The 25,365-nt window shown below is 44.3% G+C and carries 33 protein-coding genes and 1 pseudogene; 6 read left to right on the plus strand and 28 right to left on the minus strand.

Annotated elements, in window-relative coordinates; translation table 11 throughout:
- The first annotated feature begins 289 nt into the window (after window positions 1-289).
- The 3 genes from QF049_RS15395 to QF049_RS15405 are packed head-to-tail and all read left to right on the plus strand — an operon-like array spanning window position 290 to window position 1,234.
- On the plus strand, window positions 290-868 hold the full coding sequence (locus tag QF049_RS15395; RefSeq protein WP_307538575.1) for a hypothetical protein: 579 nt from the start codon (window positions 290-292) through the stop codon (window positions 866-868).
- Entirely contained in the window at window positions 865-1,098 is a 234-nt protein-coding gene (locus QF049_RS15400; protein ID WP_307538578.1) for a hypothetical protein, read from the plus strand. Before QF049_RS15395 ends, QF049_RS15400 begins: the two co-directional genes overlap by 4 nt.
- Window positions 1,076-1,234 carry a hypothetical protein gene (locus QF049_RS15405; RefSeq protein ID WP_307538579.1) on the plus strand — a complete coding sequence of 53 codons (159 nt, stop codon included), beginning with the start codon at window positions 1,076-1,078 and terminating at the stop codon, window positions 1,232-1,234. The genes QF049_RS15400 and QF049_RS15405 overlap by 23 nt, the downstream gene beginning before the upstream one ends.
- A gap of 19 nt (window positions 1,235-1,253) precedes the next feature.
- Here QF049_RS15405 and QF049_RS15410 read toward each other — a convergent pair whose 3' ends face one another.
- From QF049_RS15410 to QF049_RS15460, 11 genes are all read right to left on the minus strand, one after another.
- Window positions 1,254-1,547 carry an RNA polymerase alpha subunit C-terminal domain-containing protein gene (locus QF049_RS15410; RefSeq protein ID WP_307538580.1) on the minus strand — a complete coding sequence of 98 codons (294 nt, stop codon included), beginning with the start codon at window positions 1,545-1,547 and terminating at the stop codon, window positions 1,254-1,256.
- A 19-nt stretch (window positions 1,548-1,566) separates the two neighbouring features.
- Entirely contained in the window at window positions 1,567-2,241 is a 675-nt protein-coding gene (locus tag QF049_RS15415; RefSeq protein ID WP_307538582.1) for a phosphotransferase family protein, read from the minus strand.
- Between the two features lie 26 nt (window positions 2,242-2,267).
- The gene (locus tag QF049_RS15420) at window positions 2,268-2,573 is read right to left on the minus strand and encodes a hypothetical protein (RefSeq protein WP_307538584.1); all 306 of its coding nucleotides are present in this window, start codon (window positions 2,571-2,573) and stop codon (window positions 2,268-2,270) included.
- Between the two features lie 41 nt (window positions 2,574-2,614).
- The gene (locus QF049_RS15425) at window positions 2,615-2,974 is read right to left on the minus strand and encodes a hypothetical protein (protein WP_307538586.1); all 360 of its coding nucleotides are present in this window, start codon (window positions 2,972-2,974) and stop codon (window positions 2,615-2,617) included.
- Window positions 2,932-3,207 carry a DUF4304 domain-containing protein gene (locus tag QF049_RS15430; protein ID WP_307538588.1) on the minus strand — a complete coding sequence of 92 codons (276 nt, stop codon included), beginning with the start codon at window positions 3,205-3,207 and terminating at the stop codon, window positions 2,932-2,934. The genes QF049_RS15425 and QF049_RS15430 overlap by 43 nt, the downstream gene beginning before the upstream one ends.
- A 60-nt stretch (window positions 3,208-3,267) precedes the next feature.
- The gene (locus tag QF049_RS15435; RefSeq protein ID WP_307538590.1) at window positions 3,268-3,681 is read right to left on the minus strand and encodes a DUF4275 family protein; all 414 of its coding nucleotides are present in this window, start codon (window positions 3,679-3,681) and stop codon (window positions 3,268-3,270) included.
- 144 nt (window positions 3,682-3,825) lie between these two features.
- A complete protein-coding gene (locus tag QF049_RS15440) occupies window positions 3,826-4,365 on the minus strand; it encodes an NUDIX hydrolase (RefSeq protein ID WP_307538592.1) in 540 nt (179 codons plus the stop codon).
- Window positions 4,366-4,529: 164 nt separating this feature from the next.
- On the minus strand, window positions 4,530-5,207 hold the full coding sequence (locus tag QF049_RS15445; RefSeq protein WP_307538594.1) for an ABC transporter ATP-binding protein: 678 nt from the start codon (window positions 5,205-5,207) through the stop codon (window positions 4,530-4,532).
- Window positions 5,204-6,334, minus strand: a complete 1,131-nt coding sequence (locus tag QF049_RS15450) for an ABC transporter permease (protein ID WP_307538596.1) — start codon at window positions 6,332-6,334, stop codon at window positions 5,204-5,206. The genes QF049_RS15445 and QF049_RS15450 overlap by 4 nt, the downstream gene beginning before the upstream one ends.
- Before the next feature lie 67 nt (window positions 6,335-6,401).
- On the minus strand, window positions 6,402-7,778 hold the full coding sequence (locus QF049_RS15455) for a sensor histidine kinase (RefSeq protein ID WP_307538598.1): 1,377 nt from the start codon (window positions 7,776-7,778) through the stop codon (window positions 6,402-6,404).
- On the minus strand, window positions 7,775-8,452 hold the full coding sequence (locus tag QF049_RS15460) for a response regulator transcription factor (protein ID WP_307538600.1): 678 nt from the start codon (window positions 8,450-8,452) through the stop codon (window positions 7,775-7,777). The genes QF049_RS15455 and QF049_RS15460 overlap by 4 nt, the downstream gene beginning before the upstream one ends.
- 289 nt (window positions 8,453-8,741) lie before the next feature.
- Between QF049_RS15460 and QF049_RS15465 the strand changes: the two genes are divergently transcribed.
- Window positions 8,742-9,725, plus strand: a complete 984-nt coding sequence (locus QF049_RS15465; RefSeq protein WP_307538602.1) for a cation diffusion facilitator family transporter — start codon at window positions 8,742-8,744, stop codon at window positions 9,723-9,725.
- A gap of 196 nt (window positions 9,726-9,921) precedes the next feature.
- Here the strand turns inward: QF049_RS15465 and QF049_RS15470 are convergent, their stop codons facing one another.
- The 12 genes and pseudogenes from QF049_RS15470 to QF049_RS15525 all read right to left on the minus strand — a co-directional run bounded on the left by QF049_RS15470 (window position 9,922) and on the right by QF049_RS15525 (window position 18,154).
- Entirely contained in the window at window positions 9,922-10,962 is a 1,041-nt protein-coding gene (locus QF049_RS15470; protein WP_307538604.1) for a glycine-rich domain-containing protein, read from the minus strand.
- A gap of 142 nt (window positions 10,963-11,104) precedes the next feature.
- Complete coding sequence (locus QF049_RS15475) at window positions 11,105-11,488, minus strand: hypothetical protein (RefSeq protein WP_307538606.1); 384 nt, start codon at window positions 11,486-11,488, stop codon at window positions 11,105-11,107.
- A 306-nt stretch (window positions 11,489-11,794) separates the two neighbouring features.
- Window positions 11,795-12,766 (minus strand): aldo/keto reductase, encoded by a 972-nt coding sequence (locus tag QF049_RS15480; protein ID WP_307538608.1) that lies wholly within the window; start codon window positions 12,764-12,766, stop codon window positions 11,795-11,797.
- A 25-nt stretch (window positions 12,767-12,791) separates the two neighbouring features.
- Window positions 12,792-13,208 carry a MerR family transcriptional regulator gene (locus tag QF049_RS15485; RefSeq protein WP_307538610.1) on the minus strand — a complete coding sequence of 139 codons (417 nt, stop codon included), beginning with the start codon at window positions 13,206-13,208 and terminating at the stop codon, window positions 12,792-12,794.
- 251 nt (window positions 13,209-13,459) lie between these two features.
- Window positions 13,460-14,149 (minus strand): MepB family protein, encoded by a 690-nt coding sequence (locus QF049_RS15490; protein ID WP_307538612.1) that lies wholly within the window; start codon window positions 14,147-14,149, stop codon window positions 13,460-13,462.
- Window positions 14,150-14,227: 78 nt separating this feature from the next.
- The gene (locus QF049_RS15495; protein ID WP_307538614.1) at window positions 14,228-14,701 is read right to left on the minus strand and encodes an NUDIX domain-containing protein; all 474 of its coding nucleotides are present in this window, start codon (window positions 14,699-14,701) and stop codon (window positions 14,228-14,230) included.
- Between the two features lie 20 nt (window positions 14,702-14,721).
- Window positions 14,722-15,270, minus strand: a pseudogene (locus QF049_RS15500) (HAD-IIIA family hydrolase).
- A 60-nt stretch (window positions 15,271-15,330) separates the two neighbouring features.
- Entirely contained in the window at window positions 15,331-15,516 is a 186-nt protein-coding gene (locus tag QF049_RS15505) for a hypothetical protein (RefSeq protein ID WP_307538616.1), read from the minus strand.
- A gap of 332 nt (window positions 15,517-15,848) precedes the next feature.
- A complete protein-coding gene (locus tag QF049_RS15510) occupies window positions 15,849-16,712 on the minus strand; it encodes a DUF4085 family protein (RefSeq protein ID WP_307538617.1) in 864 nt (287 codons plus the stop codon).
- A 102-nt stretch (window positions 16,713-16,814) separates the two neighbouring features.
- Window positions 16,815-17,204 carry a hypothetical protein gene (locus QF049_RS15515; RefSeq protein WP_307538618.1) on the minus strand — a complete coding sequence of 130 codons (390 nt, stop codon included), beginning with the start codon at window positions 17,202-17,204 and terminating at the stop codon, window positions 16,815-16,817.
- A gap of 60 nt (window positions 17,205-17,264) precedes the next feature.
- Window positions 17,265-17,759, minus strand: coding sequence for an NUDIX hydrolase (locus tag QF049_RS15520; RefSeq protein ID WP_307538620.1), 495 nt, complete (start codon window positions 17,757-17,759; stop codon window positions 17,265-17,267).
- Window positions 17,756-18,154, minus strand: a complete 399-nt coding sequence (locus tag QF049_RS15525; RefSeq protein WP_307538622.1) for a winged helix-turn-helix transcriptional regulator — start codon at window positions 18,152-18,154, stop codon at window positions 17,756-17,758. The genes QF049_RS15520 and QF049_RS15525 overlap by 4 nt, the downstream gene beginning before the upstream one ends.
- A 246-nt stretch (window positions 18,155-18,400) precedes the next feature.
- Between QF049_RS15525 and QF049_RS15530 the strand changes: the two genes are divergently transcribed.
- On the plus strand, window positions 18,401-18,988 hold the full coding sequence (locus tag QF049_RS15530) for an NAD(P)H oxidoreductase (protein WP_307538624.1): 588 nt from the start codon (window positions 18,401-18,403) through the stop codon (window positions 18,986-18,988).
- A 103-nt stretch (window positions 18,989-19,091) separates the two neighbouring features.
- Here QF049_RS15530 and QF049_RS15535 read toward each other — a convergent pair whose 3' ends face one another.
- From QF049_RS15535 to QF049_RS15555, 5 genes are all read right to left on the minus strand, one after another.
- On the minus strand, window positions 19,092-19,733 hold the full coding sequence (locus tag QF049_RS15535; protein ID WP_307538626.1) for a FusB/FusC family EF-G-binding protein: 642 nt from the start codon (window positions 19,731-19,733) through the stop codon (window positions 19,092-19,094).
- Between the two features lie 290 nt (window positions 19,734-20,023).
- Window positions 20,024-20,644 (minus strand): zinc dependent phospholipase C family protein, encoded by a 621-nt coding sequence (locus QF049_RS15540; protein ID WP_307538628.1) that lies wholly within the window; start codon window positions 20,642-20,644, stop codon window positions 20,024-20,026.
- Window positions 20,645-20,737: 93 nt separating this feature from the next.
- The gene (locus tag QF049_RS15545; protein ID WP_307538630.1) at window positions 20,738-21,289 is read right to left on the minus strand and encodes a stalk domain-containing protein; all 552 of its coding nucleotides are present in this window, start codon (window positions 21,287-21,289) and stop codon (window positions 20,738-20,740) included.
- A gap of 177 nt (window positions 21,290-21,466) precedes the next feature.
- Window positions 21,467-22,339, minus strand: a complete 873-nt coding sequence (locus tag QF049_RS15550; protein ID WP_264930476.1) for a carbohydrate ABC transporter permease — start codon at window positions 22,337-22,339, stop codon at window positions 21,467-21,469.
- 16 nt (window positions 22,340-22,355) lie between these two features.
- A complete protein-coding gene (locus QF049_RS15555; protein ID WP_179086446.1) occupies window positions 22,356-23,213 on the minus strand; it encodes an ABC transporter permease in 858 nt (285 codons plus the stop codon).
- Window positions 23,214-23,488: 275 nt separating this feature from the next.
- Between QF049_RS15555 and QF049_RS15560 the strand changes: the two genes are divergently transcribed.
- Window positions 23,489-25,300, plus strand: coding sequence for a sensor histidine kinase (locus QF049_RS15560; protein ID WP_307538635.1), 1,812 nt, complete (start codon window positions 23,489-23,491; stop codon window positions 25,298-25,300).
- Window positions 25,301-25,365 lie beyond the last annotated feature (65 nt).

Below are 25,365 nucleotides of genomic sequence, written 5' to 3' on the forward strand. Positions count from 1 at the left end.
CAGAGATGAGTCTTCCACGTAATCGTACTCATACAAATCAAATCTACGGGTACTTCTTTCCCCTTACTACACGTGCGTTGTATGTATTCTCACACTCTTCTTATAGCTACCTCTCCATCCTCCTCTTATATAGAATTTTACACAACTTCCTTATTGTACTCCGTGTGTCAAGAAAGCCAAAGAAGACCTTCGCTATACTTCCGCCATGTTCAGTTTAGTACGTGTACGTCATAATCCTCTTATACAGATGCAGATGGTGACTCAGTATTTTACAAAGGAGGATATGGATATGTCCAATCCCAAAGTAAACCTTTTGCCTTTTGCCGACATTTCGAACTATGTCGAGGGATTCGATATCGTTTCCACCCAGGGAGGCGGTGATGGCCTTGTCTATGTGCTGCTGATGAATCAGATCCCCGAAAGAAAACGAGGTATGTTCGTTCAGAGTAAATTGAACCAAAGCTATACGTACAAAGTTCTCATTGTGACAGATCAAAATATCGAGGAAGTTGTCATCTGGGGACAGACGTTCAATTATCATTACGTACAACCATTACATGATCACCTGCTGCTCGTCGGAGCACGCTGTACGAATTATAGGAATGAACAGTTTGATTTGAACGCCAAAGTGTGTGATTTAGACGGAAATACAATTCGCGAGTTTCTGCTGGGAGACGGTATCCAAAGTGCACAGGTTACAGAGAAGGGAACAATCTGGACCAGTTACTTCGATGAAGGGGTTTTTGGTAACTACGGATGGAGCGATCCGATTGGATCATGTGGTCTGCTGGCCTGGGATGAGCACGGGAATAAACTATATGAAAATCATGAAGCTGACATTGCGGATTGTTACGCACTCAATGTGTGAATGAGAAGCAGGTCTGGTTCTACTTCTATACCGATTTTGAACTTGGTTGTATCTCAGGGGGCACCCGAGAACCCAACGTTACATTTATGAATCCAAACATCTCCGGTTCCTCCGGCTTCAGTACGGATGGTTATCATTTTTTGTTTGATGCCGGGTACGGTAAACATGGGACGTTTGTGCTTAAAAAAATTGGAGAAGCCCGGAAGATTGAGCAAGGGGCAGAAGATTGATTTATTAAATGAAAATGGTCAGCCCTTCAAGCAGGCAAGGCAGGATTTTCGCCAACATCGTCTGCTACTCAGTGAAGGTAACTTGTTGTATCGGGTAACGATGGAGGAGATTACTTCCGCTTCTGGTTTGGATTAGTGGAACAGCGTGAAGAGGGTTATTTCTTAAAAGACATTCCCTCTTCTTCCAAAGCATCTCGCAATTTAGGCATAGCAGATGGCCCGATTCCATGTAGCTTCAGGATCTCTTTTTCCGTGTACTCTGCAAGTTGCTGTAGTGTCGCAATGCCTTCATTCTCCAAGGCACGTCTGGCGGGAGCTGACAGCAAGGCTAGAAATCCATCTGTCGGTTTATGTTCAGCTTCGCACGTTGGACAGGTTGGGCAATCACTTTTTTTATAATACGAATGTCCTTGTTCGCATGTTCTGAGTGTTCCTTTATCGTTTGCCATATGGGCATCCCCTCCTGGATTAAGTATTCAACCAGTTCTTAATATCTGAAATCATATTCTCGTATTGTTTCAAAGCCTCTAAAGTTCTAATGACTTGTGATGTTCCTAATAACTGTTCCTCTATGTCCGTACATTCAATCCACAGTGACCGTTTAAGGCTATACTCGAGCCAGTCCAACTTTCCAGCAAAACCAATATCCAGAACCACTTCCCAATTGGCTGTTAGACTCCCCACTCGCTTCTTATATCCAGCTATAAAAGCCAAGAACTTTTCCTCGTTTATACTTCCAGAGCTATCTACTGACCAATACACAGCTGTTTCTACCAGATCATGCATCGGATTAATATAACCTGCCGATTCCCAATCTATAATAATAGGTATGTCTTGTCTCCACATCACATTCTTAGGCTCCAGATCTCTGTGACTAATAACATTATTGGATGCTAGCATTGAAAATGAATTCTTAGCTTTCATACTCCACTCATACAGCTTATCCATATTGGCGTCCAAAATTTTAATCCATTCCGAATTCTCATTTCTTCCTTTGTTCAGATAAAACATCCAATCTATTTTTTTAGAATTAGTCGCCTGTGAACTATCCAATTCTAGTTGTCTAAAATCCGTTTTATGGATATCTGCAAGGATCGTTCCCATCAGAGAACTGTTATTGATCGTAACTTCATCTTGTTCCAAACGTTGACCCTCAATCCAATCAAATATTAGATAGAATTGATTATCAATGTTATGCATAGAAGCACCTTTAACATTTTTGCAGGTTGAGCATGGATATGTTCAGCTGCCACGTTTGCTATTTTTTCTGAATCAATATAATTTTGCACAGCAGTAGGTCTTATCATGATCTGGGGATTCAATGCCTTAACTGCATAATTAGCTTGCGTGGTTTCAATAGCGTACATTCGATGAAGAAGTCCACCTGAAATAGGTTTGGGCGAACTGATCAATTCACCAAGCTGTAATTCATTACACAGTTTCTCAAAATTTAAAGTATATTGAGTATCGTTCATATGTTATCCCCTTTCATTTTTGCTATTTGTCTGGAATAAACTCACAATCCGTACTCGGCAAAAACGGTTGCATATTTCTTTTCTAATATCGCCCAGCGCTTTTCGGCTCCGTATTTCGCATGCAGTTGCTGTAAATATTGCTTGGCTTCTTCCGTATCACCAGCTTGCAGCAGGAAGCGGAAGGTTTCTTCGCTTAAATGTAACGCTGTCTTGGCCATATAATAATGGACTATATCTCTGGCCCCTTTTAGCGAGTGTAGGAATGACATGCCCTCTTCCAAATGTGACACCAGTTCTTTCGATAAAGCGTCTGGATCGATATCAGGCGTTAAGGTGTAGTGGGCCGGAGCCGCAGGGGCTATTTCTCTGATTCGGCAGGTAAAATGAGATATGTTCTCCAATATGGCTCCACTCGGTTCAAGAGACTGCCCTCCGCAAGCTCGGTGGAATGAACACCACAATTAACATAAAACTGGACCTGATTACTGGTATTATACTTCGCTCTTTGAATGTTGAACTTGTATACGAGGTTGCCATCCGCTTTGTAGAAATTCAAATCTTTCTTGGAATAGCCGTGTTTGGCAAATAAGGGTTTGACTTCAGTATTGATGATCTTCTTAAAAAGTTCCTGCATAAGATATCACTCCCAAGTCAGAGTTTATTGAATACGATGCTATCCCTTTTTGTTCAAAATTCATACTTGTTCTATTTTATAAAAATAAGGGCCACACATGGATTCGTGCGTATGCACATACGTCCATGTAAACGCTCGGTCGAAGATATAGATATCCTGCTCCGAATCAAAATCCGCTGCAATAATCCGTTTCGCGTTTTCGTATAAAAGCACCCAACCACCACTTTCATACATCACATATACTTCATCTTTCGGCTCGGCATTAAAAGCATCTCGTGCTTGGTCGTGTGTCAGGCATTTCTGTTGCTCATAACTGAACATATGCCACTTGTACTGGCTATAATGGATAGACTCTTTGACCACATCATCGATATTATTGGCAAATACGCTGTCCCATTGCTGTACAATCCCTTCGGATTCCTCGTACAGTTCGGACAAGACAACCCCTTTATCCTGCAAGTTCTTCTTGAACATATATTCCTGATGGATACGCTCAATTCCCCAATATGCTCAGTTCAATTCCAATTCGGGTAAAGTGTCCAGCAGCTCGTTAATTTTATCTCGAATCATCATTACCTCCGTAGGCTATCTGGAATTAGAATACCTAACCATTGCCTCTCACTGTTTAGCTTCTTCTCGCAGTACATAAGCCAGTTTGTACATCTCTGCAATGTCATGTCTGTTCTGTTCCTGGAATCTTCGGATCGCTTCATCAATCTCTACCACTTCAACTGCAACCACCTGCTCGCCATCCTCCGGATTCAGCGGATCACCGACAAGTTCAACATCTCCATATCCAATGATTCGTACAAAATGGGGATGCGGGATATGCGGTCGATACGGTTCCAACGCACTGGATGTGCAGTGGAATTGGCCAAAAATCTGATAGGAACGCTTTTCAGCCCCAAGTTCCTCCATCAGTTCGCGCTTCAGTCCATCCATGTAATGCTCACCTGCTTCAAGCGTGCCCCCAGGCAGCTCCCAGTCTCCATTATCCAGTTGGAAAACAACACATTGATCCCCGACAAATGGAATGATGCTAATATTACTCACCAGCTTTTCATCCACGATGTCGTTTAATCTGAACTCTGCCTCAATAATCCCCCAATGAATCGACGTACTCAGTGCCGGGAATTGTTCTGCATTTAAGCTGCTCATCCACATCTGTTCCTCTCTATGTAAAATTCACTATTCTTCCAATTATAGTCGCAAACAAAGAAAGAAGGCCACCTTCCCACCGGGAATACGTGACCCTCATCTTACACTCTCTACCCTTAAGCCTTGGATCAATATTGTCTCCAGACTTTCAGACCATTCTCCTTCTAATGCTGCACCAGTTTTCCCTTTTCCAAAAAAAGAACCCGGCTACAGAGCGGCAAGATCCGCTCATCATGCGTAACCATCACTGCACTCTTGCCCTGCTCTTTCACGAGCCGTGCAATCATGCCGACAATATCCAGTCCACGTTCCGCATCCAGGCTGGCTGTCGGTTCATCCGCGAGCAGGACAGCCGGGTCGTTCATCAACGCCCGTGCAATGGCGACCCGCTGACGTTCTCCGCCAGACAGCTTCTCCGCATACGCTTTCCGCCGATGGGTTAGCCCCACCGTGTTCAACAGCTCATCCACTCGTTTCCCCGACTTGTTTTTATCCGTTCCGGCGAGCTTTGCAACGACCATGAGTTGTTCTTCTACTTTCAGATAAGGAATGAGGTTGGCACTTTGAAATATAAAGCCGAGCTGCTGAAGCCGCATATCGGATATATCCTGTTTGCTTTTGCCCATAATAGAGGCCCCATCCAGTAGAACCTGCCCTTCGGTCGGTTCGAGCAGTGCGCCAGCAATGGACAGGAATGTGCTTTTACCCGAGCCGGAAGGCCCCATTACAGCGACAAGTTCACCTTCAGCAACCTCAAGGTCCAACTTGTCCAGAATCGTCCGTTTACTGCCACCATCTTCAAAGGTCTGTGTAATTCCCTGTAATACCAATCGGTTTCTCATGCTGCTGTCCTCCCAATCGCATCAAGTGCATCAATTTTGGTAACCTTCCACACCGAGAATAACGAACCCGCCACAGACATGAGTATGAATAATACACAGGTCAGTGCGAGGGTGGATAAACCTAATTGAAATGGCATTGATGCTGGCAAGATGGACTCGAACAGTCGAACCAACAGTAAGCTAATCACCAAACTGCCAACCGATAGAATGAATACTTGTAACGAAACGCTACCCGTCAGATATCCATTCCGCGTTCCGATCGCTTTCAATATGCCAAACTGACTTGTTTTCTGAATCGTGATGACATAGAAGAATACCGCAAGTACAAACGCTGAGATGACATATAGAAAAGCGATCATCATAAGCAACGATCCCTGCTCTTCCTTATATCCAGGAATAGCCGCTACGGCATCCGACTTCGTGATGACTTCCGTATCAGGCATTGCAGCACTTAGTCCGTCTACCTGCTCACCCGCGTCCTTTACCGCAATGGCATTGTATATCGGAGAATTGGCATTGGTGTCGGCGGAACCTTGTGTAGTTCGTGAATCTCCTTGAAGCGTAAGCCATTCCTGTTCATTCAGGAACACGACCGGCGAGTGACTGAAAGACTCATTTTGTACAAATCCGCCAACGGTCCACTCCATTCCCGAAGCTTGATCGACCAGAACGGTGCCAATCGTCACACCGGATTCAGCTAACTTATGATCCACCACAACCTGCCCGTTGGTCTGATCCGTAATCGGAGTTCCTTCGGTAACCGCTGGAGCAAGCCAGCCTTCCGGATTCACCATGAACAACGTGACATCGATCTTTTTCGTGTCGCCCATTGGACTGACCGTTGTCATTTTCACACCGAGCGGCTCAGCGTTCTCTTGCCCCACTACGGAGCGAGCTTGATTAAGCTGATCCTGATCCACTTGTGACCGGGTAAACCGATGATTCGAATCCTGTTCCAGCACAAAGTGGGTTGCTGCCATATTTTTGACCGAAGCTGCGTTATCATAAGCCAGCCCCTGTGCAAGACCTGTAACAAACAGTACCAGAAATGAAACCAGTACCATGATTGTAGCAATTAAGGCATACCGCCCTTTGGCATACCTCATTTCCCGAATAGCCAAGTACATGTTCTGTGACCTCCCTCTTGATAACCCAAGTATAGGAGACGAAAATGAACGGCAAATGAATAACAGATTACATCTGCGGAAGGGTCACGGTAAAGACTGTACCCTCAGGTGAACTGGAAACCTCGATTGTACCGTCATGAATTCGGATAATTTTCTGCACGATGGCAAGTCCAAGCCCGGTTCGTCCGGAAGAACGTTCCCGCGCACGGTCCACCCGGTAAAATCGATCGAACAGGAAAGGCAGATGCTCCGCAGCAATCCCGTCCCCTGTATCCCGAATCTGAACCACACACTGGTCATCTATCTGCTCGGCATGGATCTCGATGCTTCTTCCCTGTGGCAGATGATTCACTGCATTACCCAGCAGATTCATCCACACTTGCATGAGCAGCACTTCATTGCCGACAAGCTGGATAGATTCGGGCACCGATATCCGAAGCAGCAGTTCTTTTTCTTCAAGTTGCCATTGCAGCACCTGAACCGCTTGCCGGAACTGATCTCGCAAAGAGAACTTTACTTTGGACAGATCTTCGTTGCCTTGTTCAAGGGAGGACAGGAGAAGCAGTTGTTTACTGAGTAGGGAGAGATGACGACTCTCCTCCTCAATGATCGATGCATAGTGCTCTCGTTCCTGTTCGGGTAGATCTCGATCCGCCACCAATTGGGCAAACCCCTGAATCGAGGTCAGCGGTGATTGAATCTCATGGGATACGTTCGATACAAACTGTTGCCGTGCCTGATCGACCCTCTCCAATTCACGGCTCATGGTCATGAAATGCTGGGCTAATTGTCCAATCTCATCCCGTCTTGCAGTAGGCAATTTCAGATTATATTTTCCTTGTGCGATGCGTTTGGTCGCCTCGGACAGACGTTCAATCGGATTGACCAGATATCGGGTACTGATCAGAAAGATCAGGATACTAATGCCTATCGTGAGTGCACCAATCAGCGCAAAAAAGATCCGCAGCTCACCGAATTGCAGGATTACATCCGGACGCATAAAGAGCGCATAATTCGCATTGCCAAGCTGTAGATGAACACCCACGGTATTACTTAATTGATTATCGAAGAACCCGGTAATGAACGGTTTGCTTGGAAACTGGGCGACGCCATGGTATACCTCACCATTCAACACCAGTTCTACAGCTTGCTTGTCCAGATCCTTCTCACGGAATTCGCGGCCGAAGAATCGGTCGTTGCCTTTTCCATCCGTCACATAGATTTCGTACCCGAGTGCGGCGGCATTGTTCAAATACTGCTCCATCGTGCCGGGTTGCTGTTCCACAAATTGCTTCATTTGCGTCGCGATGCCCACCAGCTTCTCATCATTAAAATCCTTGAGCTTTGCATGATAGTAGATATTCGACAAAAGAAAGCCGAGCATGCCGCTGACCATAATCACCGCAATCGTAATGAGGAATACCCGAACGTACAAGGTCCTCAAGGTGCTTTCACCTCCATCTTATAACCAATGCCCCGCACAGTCTGAATGACGAAATCGTCGGTATAATCGGCAAAACGATCACGCAGCCGCTTGATGTGCACATCAACGGTACGGTCATCTCCTTCGTAATCCGCTCCCCATACGAGCCGAATGAGCTCATCCCGTGAGAACAAACGGCCCGGAAACTGGGCAAGCTGTGAGAGTAATTCAAATTCTTTCATTGGCAAAAAGAGAATGGATTGCCCATCGGTAACCTCCACATTGTTCCGGTCGATCACGATCCGGTTCATACGGATGATATCACTGGATGTGCGATGGTAGCGGCGAAATAATGCCTTTACCCGGTAGACCAGTTCTTCAGGTTCAAACGGCTTGGTCACATACTCATCTGTTCCTTTCAAATAACCTTCTTTCTTGTCAGATAGCTGATCTCGTGCCGTCAGCAACATAATCGGAATGTCGTAATGCTGCCGAATGAAATCACATAACTCCAGACCGTCCATGCCTGGCATCATGACATCGAGGATCGCCAGATCGATTGGCGTTTCTTGCATCAGTTTCACCGCTTCTACACCATCCTGCGCTTCATGTACCCTATAGCCTTCCTTGGTCATGACATGCCGCAAGAGTGCTCTAATATTCGCATCATCGTCTGCCAGCAGCAGATGTTTCATATCGTTGTCCGCCCTTCTATGTAGCGAGAACATCTCACTATGATCCTGCACAGATGGTAGCACAAAAACAATCTCATTCGCCAGCACGTGCACGGAGATACCTTGGTATGTTTACATTTCCTTAAATCTGGTTGACACTACTATGAGGCGCAACTATAATAAAACCATAACATATGAACAACCGCTCATATATTCATTTGTAGGCTGTTAAACCTTGTTAAGGATCATTTATAGTCACACTAGAATTCATATTACATAACGGAGCCTCGCTCCAGAGGAGAGGATTAATATGTCCGGACATCAACACAGTCATAATCATGGGCACGATCATGGGCACAACCACGCTCACACCACTAATAACAAGAAAGTATTGTTGTTTTCCTTCATTATTATTACCGTCTATATGATTGTTGAAGCCATTGGCGGATTCATTACCAACAGTCTTGCTCTCATCTCGGATGCAGGTCATATGTTGTCCGATTCCATTGCACTCGGGATCGCTTTGCTCGCGTTCACGTTTGGTGAAAAAGCAGTGAATACTGGCAAAACGTATGGCTACAGAAGATTTGAGATTTTAGCTGCCACGTTAAATGGAATCACATTAATCGCCATTGCACTCTACATTTTCTACGAAGCGATTGGTCGTTTCATCCACCCGCCAGAAGTCGCAACCGTAGGTATGTTAATTATCAGCGTCATTGGACTGCTCGTGAACATTCTTGTTGCCTGGATTATGATGCGTGGTAGCGATACGGAGAATAACTTGAACATGCGCGGTGCTTATCTGCATGTCATCAGTGACATGCTGGGATCGGTTGGAGCCATTGCTGCGGCATTGCTGATGATGTTCTTTGGCTGGGGTTGGGCCGATCCACTGGCGAGTGTAATTGTCGCGGCACTAGTATTGCGTAGTGGGTTCTATGTCACCAAATCATCCCTGCATATCTTGATGGAAGGTACTCCGGCCAATGTGGATGTGAATGACCTGGTGCAGACCATCAAACAAGTGGATGGTGTCAAAGGTGTACACGATGTGCATGTCTGGTCCATTACCAGTAACCTGAACGCGCTGACCGCACATATCGTGGTAGATGGAACGATGGATGTCTATGCATCCGAGATCCTGGTTAAGAAGATTGAACATATGCTGGAGCATAAAGAAATCAAACATGTAACGCTCCAAGTGGAGTCTGAGAAACATCTGCATGACACCTCGGTACTATGCACTGTCAAAGGCGACGCACCAGATGCCCATGCGCATCATCACCATTGAATGTTATACTAAGCATAACTGCTAAATGAAAACAGGGCTTTCCCATCACTGGGAAAGCCCTGTTTTTGATTTTTATAATTTTAGGGTATATCCCACGGCTTGATGAACACATCCCTGCCTTCTTTTCTGACAGGTTATTCCGCTGTATCATCGACAGCTTCTCTTTTTCCAATTCATTCGCTAGCTTCATACTTCATTAATCTCCGCCACCACCACAAGATGAACAGCTGGATGAGCTGCAAGAAGAGTCGGAAGATGATCCCGAGGATGATCCGGATCCTCCCGAGGAACTACCACTATCAGTACATTGATCCGTATAACAGCTGGAACCGCTTGTGCAACCACTGATTGACGAGGAACCAGAGACTGCCTTTTCTTGTGGAAGAATTTCCTGCTCCAGTCGGCCCATGTGTAGTCCATATGTCGCCTCATTATGCATGGAGTAATACACCATGGCGCTAGCCATGACGAGAGCTACATCGCTACTTCCGGAAGATGCTGGAGATAGCTCTTCTTCACTTAGAGTTGCGGATCTTCGTATTTGATCAATCAGGTAGGTAATCACCTGAGCAGCTTCAGGGTCCTCCTGCATGCGTCTTGCATGAAACAGTTCATTCACCAGTTCAGATTGATCTCCCTGTGCGATCAGCTTCTGTACATCACTGGATAATGGGTAAGCGAAAAAATCACCCCAGATTGCAGCACTGTAGGGGGTGAATTCGAATATTTGACAGTACACCCAGTCAAACCATGCACGTGCTCCTGGCGTTTCGCGGCGGGTGATTGCCGGCTCATGGTGTACCGTGGAACCCATGAATTCTGCACAAAAATCAGCGTAAGATTTCGTAAACATCAGCATCTCATGCCACAAATCATCAACTTCATCACTGAACATGGGCACCTGCTTAAGTAATGAAGCCATAATGAAATATCGCTTAAGCTCTATCAATTTCCACCGATACTCCAGCGTTTTCATGTGAGGATATTCCTGTTGAATTCGGATCTTGAGTTTGTTTGCAAAATGCTTATTGTAACTCTTCTCCAATTGAAGAATGGTTTGCTGATAGGAAACTTCTTCTCGAAGTCCAAGATTCAATGGTGCTTTTTTTCGTCGGTATGTAACTTTCATCTGTTTTCTGCGTCTTCCTGCTGCTGGACGGAAAATCTTGAGCTTACGTCGAACCAAATAGGCTGTTACAACTAATATAACTGCTGCAAGGTAGTAGTAGATCGGCATAATAAAACCGCTCCTCTCCGTTGATCTTCTCTATGTAGGGTTAAACTATCATTAGTATAAATGAGGAACGGCAGTGATTAATAGAGCCCTTTGGCCATACATGCCAGGGCTCTAGTTTTGTATATTTCTTTGTTGCTCATTGTTATGTAATGGCAATGATTACACTCGTTATCAGCATCAACAACGTTACGGGCGCCCAAATTCTTCGTTCCCATACACTTCTCGTGATCAGATTTAATATGGTCCCCAACACCAAATACCCAACGATAAACCAAATTGCGATATCTGAGAACGAAGACCAGTGAGGCCAAAGCAATCCTGCTTTACTCAGAACAATGATACCCATGAATGCCAATATTGCGATCTGAACTATGCAGGCAAAACGCATGGATACGGGGTATTTCCCGGGAAACTTCCCACCCATGGCGTACTCTCCCCATGGCACACCTACAGCCAACGCAATCTGAAACAGAATAACGATTAGAATCAGGACGGTGAATACGATTGCTGACGTTAAAACGATCATGACCACACTCCATTATTCAAAGTGGCAGTAGAAACACTCCCATAATAGGGATACCTTATTCCAATCGTAGATCCTTCATTCTCTACAGAAATGCAAACATGATTGTTCTCTAAATTATACAGGATATTCCACTAAATCATACTTCCTTTTTTGCCTTTTAGACTCCCCTGCCTGTCTGTTCGTGTCACTCGATTGGGATGAATACAAATAGAGACTTTCACTAAAAGAGAGTCTCTTTTGTATTCCATATTTGTATTTTTGCTGAGCAACTACTTCACATTAAATAATAAGTTACACGGACATTATTTACCCATTAAGCTGAGTCATCATTTCTTTCATATAACGTGTTCCATGGACCTCATTTTGGGGACTTACATTTTCAATACGAGCTAAGTCATCAGGTGTCAGTTCAATCGTTGCAGCGTTCGCGTTTTCCTCCAAATATTTGATTCGTTTCGTTCCCGGAATCGGCAATGCGTTATTAGCCATTGTCCAAGCTAAAGCCAATTGTGCAGGCGTACAACTCTTCTCCATGGCGATCTCTTTGATTTTATCCACAACTTCTATATTTTTGGCGAAATTGTCTCCTTGGAACCTCGGCATATATCTGCGCAGATCATTAACATCCAAATCTTCGAATTTCCGTATCTCACCTGAGATAAACCCTCTGCTTAATGGACTGTATGCAATATGGGTAATATTCAGTTCTCTCGCAGTTGGTAGAATCTCGTCCTCAATATCCCGGCTCCACAGGGAATATTCGCTCTGCAACGCAGAAATTGGATGAACGGCGTGTGCCCGGCGTAAAGTGGAAGCCGATGCTTCCGACAATCCAAGGCAGCGGACTTTCCCCTCTTTAACCAAGTCAGCCATCGCGCCAACCGTTTCCTCAATCGGAATCTGAGGATCTACCCTGTGTTGGTAATACAGATCAATATAGTCGGTGTCCAGCCTGCGAAGACTTGCTTCTACAGCCTTTTTCACGTAATCCGGATGACCATTCAACGTCTCATAGTTTGGGGTATACGCGAATTTGGTAGCAATAATGGCCCGATCCCGACGTCCTTTCAGCGCTTTCCCCAGTAGTTCTTCATTATGACCATTACCGTACACGTCAGCTGTATCTAGTATAGTTACGCCAATCTCCAGCGCACGATGGATGGTCTTCATTGACTCCTCATCATTGGTTTCCCCGTACATCCCCGGAGACATGCCCATAATTCCCAATCCTATCGAAGACACGACGATATCGCTATTTCCCAGCACTCTTTGTTTCATTTCTCCATCTCTCCATCCGTTCATATTAGTCTTTAGCAATGCTTTCCATCTGGTCTAGCAGCTTGCTTTCTAAAGGAAGCTTTCCTGTCTCTATGTCTTCATAGATCGTCAATTTGTTATTCACCGCTGCAAGTGCTTCGGCAATTTCAAGTTGGCGGCGATGTAATTCCTCTTTATATTCGTGAAGTATCGCTTTCCGTTGTGGAATCGTTGAATCACCATCCAGCGCCAGACTAACCATATGTTTCAGTGTAGATACCTTCATACCCGTTGCCCGGAAACAAGACATCAATCTCATCCAATCCAAATGTTCTTCCTCGAACATCCGATTGCCATGTTGATCCCGCCTAATGTAAGGGAGCAGTCCCTCCTTCTCGTAATAACGAATTTTATGTGCAGGACAACCCAGTCGCTCGGAAGCTTCTTTTATCGAAAAAGCCATAATGCTGACTCCTCCTTTATATTCATTTTGGGAAGCATTTGGCCGGTTCTTTTACATCCTAAGGCTTAATGTTCACATTAAGGCAAGCACAAATTTCAAAAAAATAATTTAGCTGATCACTATTTTAAACAAATGGAGGACATAACACACGCTTCAGTACTGGGAAGTAACGATTAGAGGAGATATGCCAAAAAGGTCGGTGAAAGCTGAAAATCGGAGGAAAAACCTGGAGATGCTGGCTACTGTTTCGCTTACTTTAATCGCTGGGTGCCATAAAGTGCCCGGGCTTGATCACAGTTTAACTGTTCGGTAAAAGGTACTTCCAAGAAGTATTCCAGCTGCCATTGCTGCGTTTTTTGAGCCTGCATACTTGTTGGATTGTCCCAAGGCGGATATACACGTATGGCACGCTTGCCACCTTTGCCTTGATCCGATAGGATATCTCGCTGTAACAATACATGTTTCGGAAATATAAATTGACCAAAGTGGCTGCCTGTTCGCGTACTAATCACATACATATCTGCTGGATCTGATACATCATATGGCTGTGTCGATCCATCCTCACTCCGCTGCCACAGGGTAACAAATTGTCCAATCTTGGTTGGCGTGGTTTTGGCGACGCGAAATCGAATGGAGAGAGAATTTAAGGTGAACACATACGCCCCGTATTCAGCATTTTGTGCTTCTTCATGTGGTTGTGAGCAACCAAAGCCACACTTGTCATAGATAAGTTCTTTACTGGCAAGTAAGTCGCCATGAAGTATATCGGAGGTCGTCCAAATATTCGGACGATTCAAACTACTTTTGTTATCCAACTTGTGATATCTCTCCTCTTGTTTAGTCTGAACTAAGGCACTTGCGATAATTTCAGATATTTCTTCGTTGATATGATGCATCTTGAATAAGTTTTTGATCTCATTTATCGTTGGATTGTTTAACATATAGTTCTCCTCATATAACTAGGATCTTGATTTATTTGGTAAACATAAGGTGAGGTTAGATTCCAATTGCACAGTGGGTTATCTTTCAAAATGGGCTCGTTCTTCTTGCTTGGAGCTAAAAATATATTCTGGATACTGGTTTGCCATAGGTGGAAGCTGATCCTCGGGGAAAAACTGCAGATCCTTCATCTCTTCATTATCGGGCGTGAGTTGCCCAGATTTGATCCTGCATTCAAATACGATAGTCAAATATTCAACCTGATGACCATTGCTGTATGTAAACCTTCTTGCTTCACCCCCGTATATTCCGATAATCTTCTCCGGTTCAACAACCAGACCTGTCTCTTCCAGTGCCTCTCTTACCATCGCTTGGGCCGGTGTCTCACCAAGCTCAATTGCTCCGGCTATCAGCCCCCAGGTTGATTCGTTATGTTTACGACCGAACAGGATCTTCCCTTGTTCATTTCGGATAATCCCAGCCACACCCGGCATAAAAATAAGCTCGTTGCCGATCTTGTCCCTCAGGTTTTTGTAATAGTCTGACATGCCCATACACAGTTACCTCCTGTCTTTTATTCTCTGAATTCCCTTCCATGAAGGATCCATTGTACGGCATCCCAAATATCCTCTGCGATATAATCAGGTTCAGTCTCCGTCCATTTGTTTCTGAATTCGGTTAATGAAGATTCCCCCCAGCCTGTTCGCACCATGATCTTGGTCGCTCCTACGGCGTGGGCAGCAAGCATGTCTGTGTCTCCTACATCTCAAATAACTATGCATTTGGATAAATCCAGACCGTGCTCCCCTGAAGCTTGTAGTAACATTCCGGGTTTCGGCTTTCGGCAACTGCATTCTTGCTCATGCGGACATATATAGGAGTGATCGAATCCATACTCGCGAAATTGCTCTTCAAAATCCTGAACACTTGCTTCTCCACGTGAGATTCGATATTGATTCGTAAACGCCAGTACCATAATTCCTTCTCGCTTCAAACGCATAATGGCTTCTTGAGCATTGGGGTATAATCTGAAATCTCTCGGATGAATAAAATGTCCTGTACCACCGATGGTTCCATCTCTGTCTATAAAAACAGCTTGTACATTCTCATTTGGTTTCATCATGGTCTGTTCCTTTCCGAGAACATATTATTGTATCTCTCGCCTTGACTTTTAATTATTTCCCTATACTTTCTCATCGATGTTATGCTTGCTGTCATCTTGCTGCTTATGGCGTTGCTGTTTTTTAATTTCAGTTTTCAGATAGTGCACTTCTTTGATGAGTAGATCCAGCTTTTGGGATGTTTTGGATGAATCTACGGCATAACGAATGATTGCCGCAAAGATAAGAACCACAATAATACTTATCATTGAGATGATTAAAGCCCAGAAAAACTCCCATTGTTGCTCAACTCCTTGCTGTCAAAAAACTAAATTTTAAAACTCTTCTGAAAACCAAAACCATATCAACCCCAGGATCACCATAATGGTGCCTAGTAGTTTTAATATAATTTCGATATGTTTAGGAATATCACTATGAGGTGGGTTATCTTCGAACTCCCATCAGAACAAATACTTTGTATAAAAGGTCAGGAAAAAAGTAACACGCAACGCCCACGATAAATACGGGAGTAGATAAATAACCAAAGGTGCTGGTGGTCCATTCCATCTCTATTCCCTCCATCCTCCTTTTGGGCACTCTCTCATTCTTCCTCTACGAGAATATCAGCACAGCGAACAATCAGTTCGGGCATATTATCTCCCTCAAATAAAACATGAAGCTCATATCCGTTATCGATTCGATACAGCTCTTGATACAGCCAGTAACTGCCTACAATCTTACCTTCTTGCTTGATTATTTCTGGTGCAACCAGCGTAAGTTTATTTATATTGGTGAAGCCCCCATGGGTGTCAAAACGAATGACCACTTCATCTCCCGTCAGTAGTTCCATCACTGTACAATCATGAAATTGAACCCGACTACGGATTTCATCGGGAATATCCTGCGCTAAAATGGCTTCCCTGTATTCATTCGATACACGCTCCATCTCTCTCCTATTTTCTGCACTCTGTTTCTTCAGCTGGAGCATAACTTCTCTCGTGCAATAACCCAACGTAAATACACGGATATCCGCAATTTGCTCATATATTTCCTTTGGTAATCGTTCTTTCTGGTGTTTGTAATCCCATTCCTGCATCTCTTTAAATGCAATTCTATGCTGTAGCTCGTCAAAAGGAGGCCTCACATCATAATCCGCGATTAATTTTTCGATTCGCTCTCTTTCTTCAGCAGGCATCTGGTATACTCTTTTATCGTCTTCCGATATCTCATTCCCACTAAGAAACTTTTCGGCAGATACAAAAACATGGCCATTTTGCTTCAGCAAAAAACGAGGATCTATATTGTACATCTCACGCTGAAGCTCTATATAATCTTTTTCTTTTCTTTTATAACGTCGCAGGAAAAGTGCTTCGTCCAATTCGTAAGCTCCTCTATGTACCCTCATCCCAAAATGAAGCCCTGTCCGCTGACACAGCTCATACCATTCTTTCGTTCGATATCTCATATGCATCTCTCCTGCTAATTTTTAGAAATCTAAATCTACTTTGCTATTGAAGCATAGAACCTTCAGCCTTAACGATTCCTTATACTCAACAAACGAACTGGTCTACCCCACGGTTTGAAACAATTTATGTTTAATCTCTTTGTCATTTCGCGCCGCCCATTCATGCACAGCTTCTACGCCTGCAGACTCCTGACCTCGTTGAAAATAAAAACATAGATCCATCGGCACTAACCGTTTACCATAGAGTTTGATGCCAATCCGTCTGTAATTCATATAAATACACTCAATCTGAGATGCATCATATCTCTGATGCTTCGTAGAAATCACATGATCGCTTTCCAGCGTAATACTGGGTCTCGTGAAAAACAAACGCCAGATCAGGAAAACGATATAACCGAGAATAAAGGTCAATATAACGATCAGCAAGTACTTCAGAATACCATTTTCATCGTAAATACCATCCCTGAAAAGTATAGCTTCAATGACCAACATACATAGTAGGCTCAACCATGCTCTTGGATAAATCGTCTTGTACGTGATGAGTTCCACCTCCTAATCATTCTCTCCATTAATCCGAAGCCACTTGGAAGGGGCTTTTCTGGCAAAATGCTTTTCAACAAAATCCAAAATATCTTCAATTCCGGGTAATGCCGCATTTTCTTTGGCTTCGTCAAACGTCATCCATTGATACGCGGTATGTTCATGATTTAACCGGACAGGCTGGCGTTCATCCACGTATCCTACGAATACGGGAGCGGTATAGATATACTCCCCCATGGGTGAATAATATTGTTCGAATTGATTGGCAGAATACAACCGGACTTCCGTAATACCTGTTTCCTCATGAACTTCTCTGAGTGCAGCTTCCCATGCCTTCTCGCCCTCTTCTATACCGCCACCAACATAACACCACTCATTATGCAACATACGACCAGCCCGCTTTAGCATCAGTACACGGTATTGATCGAGGCTTTTCTTCAACAGAACTACAGCCACGCCTTCACAACGAATGGGAACTGCCTGTTTCACGTGCTCTGTACCATTCACCTTCCCGCCCCCTTCTCTTCAGCATCGAAGTCCTCCAGTACCTTAAACTTATCCCCGTGCACCTTCTCCAGATGCTCCTCTCCCCAATAACATAAATGGTCCAGGGCAGGCTTGAGTCCCCAGCCGTAGTCCGTTAACTCATATTCCACTTTGGGAGGAACCTCGGAATATACCTTGCGCTGCACAATCTCGTCCTTCTCCAGACCTCTGAGCTGTGTTGTCAGCATCTTCTGCGTAATGTCTGGTATTAATCGTCGAAGCTCTGACGTGCGTTTCCGTCCAGTCATCAAGTGATAAATAATCAAAGGCTTCCACTTCCCACCCATCACTTCCAAGGCTGCTTCCACGCCTACTTTATATTTCTTTGGAGCACTTGTTTCTCCATGTTCCGTCATTTTTGAACCCCTCCATAATCAGGCTGTATCTAAGGTAAAAATATAATCTTCTTGCTGATTTTCCCCCATTATTCAAGTCTATTTCAAGGCGTTCATTTAGGGTACTTTGATGTTCCTATGGCACTTCATTCTTCCTATAGAACATCAAAGTGCGTACTTCCAGATGTTCTCATACCTGTTTATAATAGCATCAGCCATTGATTTATGGCTACAAGACCGTAATCCAGAAAGGTAGTGAACGTTAAGATGAACGTACTCGTTGTAGTATCCCACCCGCGTAAAGATTCCTTGACCTTCCAGGTAGCTGAACGTTTTGCAGAAGGGCTTACCGAGGCTGGTCACGGTTATGAGATATTGGATTTGCATGGGATTGGATTTGACCCAATTCTCCGAGAGATGGATGAACCAGACTATACCCAAGAGAATCAAGTGTTCTCACCTGAGGTTGAAACCGAGATGAAGCGATTGAAGAAACACGATGCTGTGGCTTTTGTGTTTCCTCTCTGGTGGTGGCATCTGCCAGCCATGTTGAAGGGTTATGTGGATCGTGTCATGAACAACGGATTTGCCTACGGCGCGAACAAGCTCCCTCATCAGCAGATATTGTGGATCGCTCTTTCGGGTGTGACGGAAGAACAGGTACAGAAGCGCAACTATGGTCAATCGATCGCCAATCTGCTCAATGTGGGTATTGCCGATTATTGCGGCGTGTCCCACTCCAGGGTTGAGTTTTTATACGAAACGTTGGAATCCAAGCCTGAGCATTATGAGGCACTGCTGAACCATGCACATCACATGGGACTGAATTATGCCAACGATCCTTCGACGCTATAAAGGTATTATAGCGCTACATTAATATGACGCCTGACGCCCCAATTCCGCTTAAACACAGCAAAAAAGGTCGCTCCAAAGAGCGACCCTGTTTGTTTAAATGTAATTATTTTACGGTCGAGAGAAGAAACTTCTCCAACATACTAGTATCGGTGATGCTATGGTTGCAAGCTGTGTTATCCATGCATACGTACTGGGCCACGGAAGAAATGTTGTCCGGCGTATAACTCTTGGTTTTCACGTTGAAAAATCCGAGCTCCTGATGACGATGACAGAACATGCAGTACCCTTTCTTGTTCGTGGCTGTAAGCCGTCCCTCAATACCGAGGAATCTGCCTTCGTGCGGATACACGATGAACAAGCGATCGGTAGCAATGTCGGTCCATCTCAGATAAGTTGTACGTGCGTAATCGATGGATTCCAGATCCGGCACTTTGAGCTTCTTTACCTTGGGAAACAGCTTCTGAATCTGCTTCGCGGATACTTGCGGAAATGGAATCAGATATTCTTCCAGCTGGTTCAGATAGGTCTGCAACTCATGTGTCTTCTCATACGTGGATAACTGCTCCAGCAGTTGCTTTTGTTCCGGCGTCAGATCATTGAAGATGCCAACGGCATTCGTGCTGACGGTATAACGGACCGTATCCAATACCTTGGGGTCCACGACCGAGCGCAGCGTTTTGAGCAGGAAATCAGCTTGTTTATGAATATAATTGAATTGATGATTGTGAATAAATGGTGTTTTCATGGCTTTCAGCCCCTTATTTTTATTGGAAGAACAAATAAGGTGCAAAGCCTGCGGGTTGAACCATGATCTTGATGTTGATTTCAGGGCAAACGATCTCATTTTGTCGCGCCCTACACAAAGTCCGCCCCTATTCAGGCTTTGCGTAAGGCTTTCTAGCGAACGAGCAATCCGGCATCATCCATATTGCCACGTCATAACCCCCAATACGATAGATATACCGGAATTATAACAGGATTGGGAGTGTATGGGCAACGGGCTTCGTTCTGATCTCCACTTTTCAGAAATATAGCCTACAAATTATACTTTATCTTTACATACCTCATATTCAATAATCCCATATCGACTGATGTCTCTAAGTATCCAACGATCTGGTTAAACGTAAAAACATTAAGATCTTCATTCAATATTGCGTTATCATATTCCATATCACCCAATACATATGGAACGAATTTTTCAACATCTTTTGATTTAACCTCATCTAATTCAGATAATGTAGGAATGTAATTCAGCGACCTTCTTAATTCATCTGTGTATCCATAATGCTCTAATAACTTCCCATTCAATATTCTGAAATCATTATGATACAGTTTATATAATCCAGCGTCTGCATCCATTCTGTTTTTTAACCAAGGCAGATTGAAACCTTTCAACCAAATATCATCAGCAATCAAATGTGTAAAATAACCAAGTACATATAAGTCTTCTGCTTGCGATCTATATTTATGTATAAAGCCTTTGTAGTCAACGTTCCTTGAAAAATCTTGTACTTCACCAGCAAAGAAATGTGACGAATCTTTTGATGAAACAGCATCCGGAGCGATACTTCCAAGTAAAAAAGGCGTCTTATCTTTGATTGATAGGCTATCAGCAATTCTATTTGCAATTACCAGATGCATTATTCTTGAACCCATATACTCTCCTACCCTTCAACGAATATTTGAGATCGAGCCTGGATGTTTCCAGTTTAACGAAATTGCTTCAAAACCTATTGTTCTGCATAAAAATCATGGCAAGTTATTCTTCGCAGTTATTCGAACCATGTTCTTGCTGTTATTGGATTCCCATTGAACTTCCTTACCATATGCTTCACTAATTGCTCTTAACGGCAAATAAACTCTTCCATCTACCATTAATACTTTACTCTTTAGTTCAATTCGCTTGTCGAACTCGGTAAAAGAGCTTTCCCCCACCTTAAAGGTTAACCTTGGTTTTGGATAATCATCTTTGTCGACATATGCAAATATTACACTTTTGGCTTCGTTATCCCACCATATCCCTTTACCAGGCACATCGAAATCTAGTACATTCGTAATATAGGCTGGCGAAACGAGTATGTGGCCGTCAGAGATGATATAATCATTTGACTCTACTAATTGAAATGTTTCCAAGTTAACCATAACTTCAATTGATTTCTTGGGAGCTTCAGCGCCTGCTTGAGTCTTTAGTTCTTTTTCATTAAGTAATATATTGATCTTTTTCGGTGCGCTTGTGGCTGTAAAAGTCATGAATACGCTCAAAAACGTCAAAGCAAGGGTAACAACCATAATCTTCTTCACTTTGTCCACATCCTCCTATTGGTAAATGACTCATGCTCTTAATCAACTCTCATAGTACCATTTTATTCAATTAAAGGTAATATACTTCTATTCCATAACCGAAAAGAAGCCACCTTCCTGGCCTTCCCCAGTTCAGTGACTCCTTTTTCACAACCCTATACTAACCCCTACATTCAACTACTCCTTAACAGCACCAACCACAATCCCCGTTACAAAATAACGTTGCAGGAACGGATACACTAACAAGATCGGAAGTGCACTGATAAAGATCTGCGAAGCCCGAATGGTCCGTTGGGATAGGTTCTTCACCGCTTCCGGATCAAGCTTCGACATGTCAGCCTGCACGATGATCGTCTGCATGAATGTCGCAAGTGGCAGCTTTTCCGCATCACGGATGTAGATAATCCCATCAAAGTATGCGTTCCAATGCCCAACCATCATGAAGAGTGAAACCGTTGCAATAACAGGTACGGAGACCGGCAGATAGATTTTGATAAACGTCTGGAAATGTCCTGCGCCATCGATAAATGCAGCTTCCTCCAGATCCTTCGGAACGGTACGGAAGAAATTCAGTAACAGAATGATGTTGAACACCGCAACCAATCCTGGCAAGATCAAAGCCAGCAATGTGTTCATCAGTCCCAGCTTCAAAATCAGGATATACCCCGGAATGAGGCCACCGCTGAACAGCATCGTGATGACAAAATACCACAGATAGATGTTACGTGCACGGAACACCCGCGTCTCCTTGGAGAGCGCATAGGCTGCAATCGTATTAACGATTAACGCAAGTCCTGTACCCAGTACCGTCCGCTCCACGGATACCCATAAGGAGGAGAGGAAGTTGGTATTGGCAAATGTTTTCGCATACGCCTCCAGTGTAAATCCAATCGGCCAGAACGTGACGAGACCAGCATTCGCAGGTGCAGATGCGCTAAGGGATACCATGAGCAAGTGATACAAAGGCAGCAAGCAGAGCAGTGAAAGAATGGTCAGGAACACATTGTTGAATATGCTAAATATGCGGTAAGGCATCGTTTTATGATACATTTGTTCGTCCTCCTCTCTAGAAAATTCGGTATCCGGCGAATCGGTAAGCCAGTCGGTACGAGATCACAATCAGGATCAGGCTGATGACCGATTTGAACAGATTCACAGCGGTAGCGAAACTGAACTGCCCACTAAGCAGACCCTCTCTATACACAAACGTATCGATAATATCGCCTTGTTGGTAAATCAACGGACTATATAAGTTAAAGATCTGGTCAAAGTTGGCGTTAAGCACATTCCCCAGTGCCAAGGTTGCAATGACGATCCCAATCGGAATAAGAGCCGGGATGGTAATATACATCGTTTGCTTCCAGCGTCCTGCGCCGTCCACTTCAGCCGCCTCATACAGTGCCGGGTTAATGCCGGACAATGCCGCGAGGAAGATGATCGTGTTGAATCCAAACTCTTTCCAGACATCACTCGCAATAATCGTGAATCGGAACCAGCTGCCATCCCCCAGGAAGAAGATCGGCTTGATGCCGAATACCGAGACCAGGAACTGATTGACAATACCCGTCTGGGCCAGAATGTCGATCAGGATACCGGATAACGTTACCCATGACAGAAAGTGTGGTAGATACACGAGCGTTTGAATCGTTCTTTTCAGCGCCATCTTCCGTACCTCGTTGAGCAATAAGGCGAAGACAAACGGAATGATCAGATTCATGACAATCTTCGTGCAGGCAAAAAATAGCGTGTTCCATGTAATTTGCAGGAAGTAATCATTTTCCCACATGTACCTGAAGTGCTTCAGTCCTACCCATTCGGAATTGAAAAATCCCAGTGCAGGTTTATAATCCTGAAATGCCATCAAAATCCCGGACATCGGAATGTATGAAAATATAAAGACCATAATGGCCGCCGGCAACACCATGAAGTGCAGAATCCATGGCTGTTTATAGCGTTTTTTCCTCTTTTTTTCCAGCTTGTTCCCAACGTTTGCCTGCGGGACCCGCTTACCCTCCAATTTAGCCTCCATAGCACTGCTCCTGTTCCCAAAAAAAGTTTTTGTGTGTGATGGGGTTCTCTGATATAAATAGTATCAAGCCATTCTGAGGTCTGCTATATAACATTGTTAGGCTTGATAGTGTTTTGTTAGGGCCATCCTAGGAAGAAGTTGTTTACACACGAATTTGAAGGAGACTTTTCATGCATATATGGAAGCGCTTAATGCCTTTTCAAAATAAAACCAGATCCCGATTCAGTCTGTTTGCCAAAATAAACCTGTTAATTGTGGTCTTATTCATCCCCATTCTGATCATGTACACCTACTCGAACAACGTCACCTATGATGTCGTCAGCAAAGAACTGCAGATCTCCAACACGAAACAGCTCACGTTTCTGTCCAGTCAGATCGACTCCCGTATCAATCAGATGATGGATTTCAGCCTGATTCTCTCCCGCGATCCCAATGTCAGAGCCTTCAACGGCCTGAACATGTGGGATGATCGATATGACCGGATGCAGACCCGTTATGTCATTCAGGAGAAGATGATGCTCCAGACGAGTGTTACCGATATATGGCCTACCCGATATGCGGTGTATTCACAGCAGAATGAGGATGTCATCGCCAACTACAACCGAACTACAGGATATGATGAGGCGTATTTGAAAAAAAATATGAGCGGACAATGGACCTATGGGGACCAGAGTGCGGAATCACAGGATGAGATGAAATCCTTCTATTGGTTCTATACGGACTCCCTTGCCCAACCAGGAATGCTCACTGGAAGCAATCTGGTGATTGAAGCCAGCTTCAGCTATGAGAACATTCAGAATATGCTGGATACGTATAAAGCAGGCGGACAAGGTGATCCTTTCTTATATCACAAAGGAAATGAACCCATTCTGAATCGCAGCGCGGACAAGCAATTATCCGCAGCACTCACCCAGTATCTGGATACGCACTCGCCAGAGGATACCACACAGGACGTGGTCGAACTGAACGGAAAGAAATATCTGGTTAGCTCCGTGAAGTCCACCTATCTAGATTGGCATCTGGTTGACGTCATCCCGCTGTATCAGATTTTGAAACCCATCTCGCTCAGTCAGAATCTGTTCTACACCTGTATGATTTTGCTACTCGTTGTGGGCATCTCGGCTTCCATCCTGCTGTACCGGAATGTCCAGTATCCGATCAAACAGCTGATCAAAGGTTTACGCCGCGTAGAGCAGGGCGATTATTCCGTTCGACTGCATAGCAAAAACCAGAATGAATTCTCATTCCTGTTCCGCCGATTCAACGATATGTCCCATCAGATTCAGGATCTGATCGAGAATGTGTTCCATGAGAAGATTAGAGCCAAGGAAGCAACGCTGAAGCAATTACAAGCGCAGATCAATCCGCATTTCCTATATAATTGTCTTGGTTATATCATCAACATGGCTCAGATGAAGGACGAACAAGCTGTGGTCTCCATGGCGCATAACCTTAGTGCCTACTACCGCTATACCACCCGTATGGAAAAAGAGACATCTTCGCTTCAGGAAGAGATCAAGCTGCTCATCAACTATCTGGATATCCAGAAGCTGCGCAATGGCCGAATTGAATATCACATCGATATCCCTGAGGATATGCTTGCCCAGTCGGTGCCGAGATTAATGCTTCAACCGATGGTCGAGAATTCTGTCATACACGGTGTGGCGAAGTCCTATTCATCCGGGGAAATCCGAATTACCGGGGAGCGCAAGAATGGTTTTGGCAGAATATACATCGACGACGATGGCCCCGGCCTAAGCTCGGAACAGTACGAAGCGCTGAACTTGAAGATGCAGGAACCTTTACAGGAAGAAATGGGCTGCGGCCTCTGGAATACGAATCAACGAATCATGCACACATTCGGAAGCCATTCCTACCTCCTATTCGGCCCATCCCCACTTGGCGGATTCCGAACCGAAATCATCTGGGAGATATCAAAAGAGGACACCGATTCCGATAAAGGTAATACCGATACGAATTGATACGATACGAACGATAAGTTGACGATTTAATTTTGAACAAGATCATGTACACGATAACGCAGAGG

Source organism: Paenibacillus sp. W4I10, assembly GCF_030816325.1.
Taxonomy (GTDB): Bacteria; Bacillota; Bacilli; order Paenibacillales; family Paenibacillaceae; genus Paenibacillus; species Paenibacillus amylolyticus_B.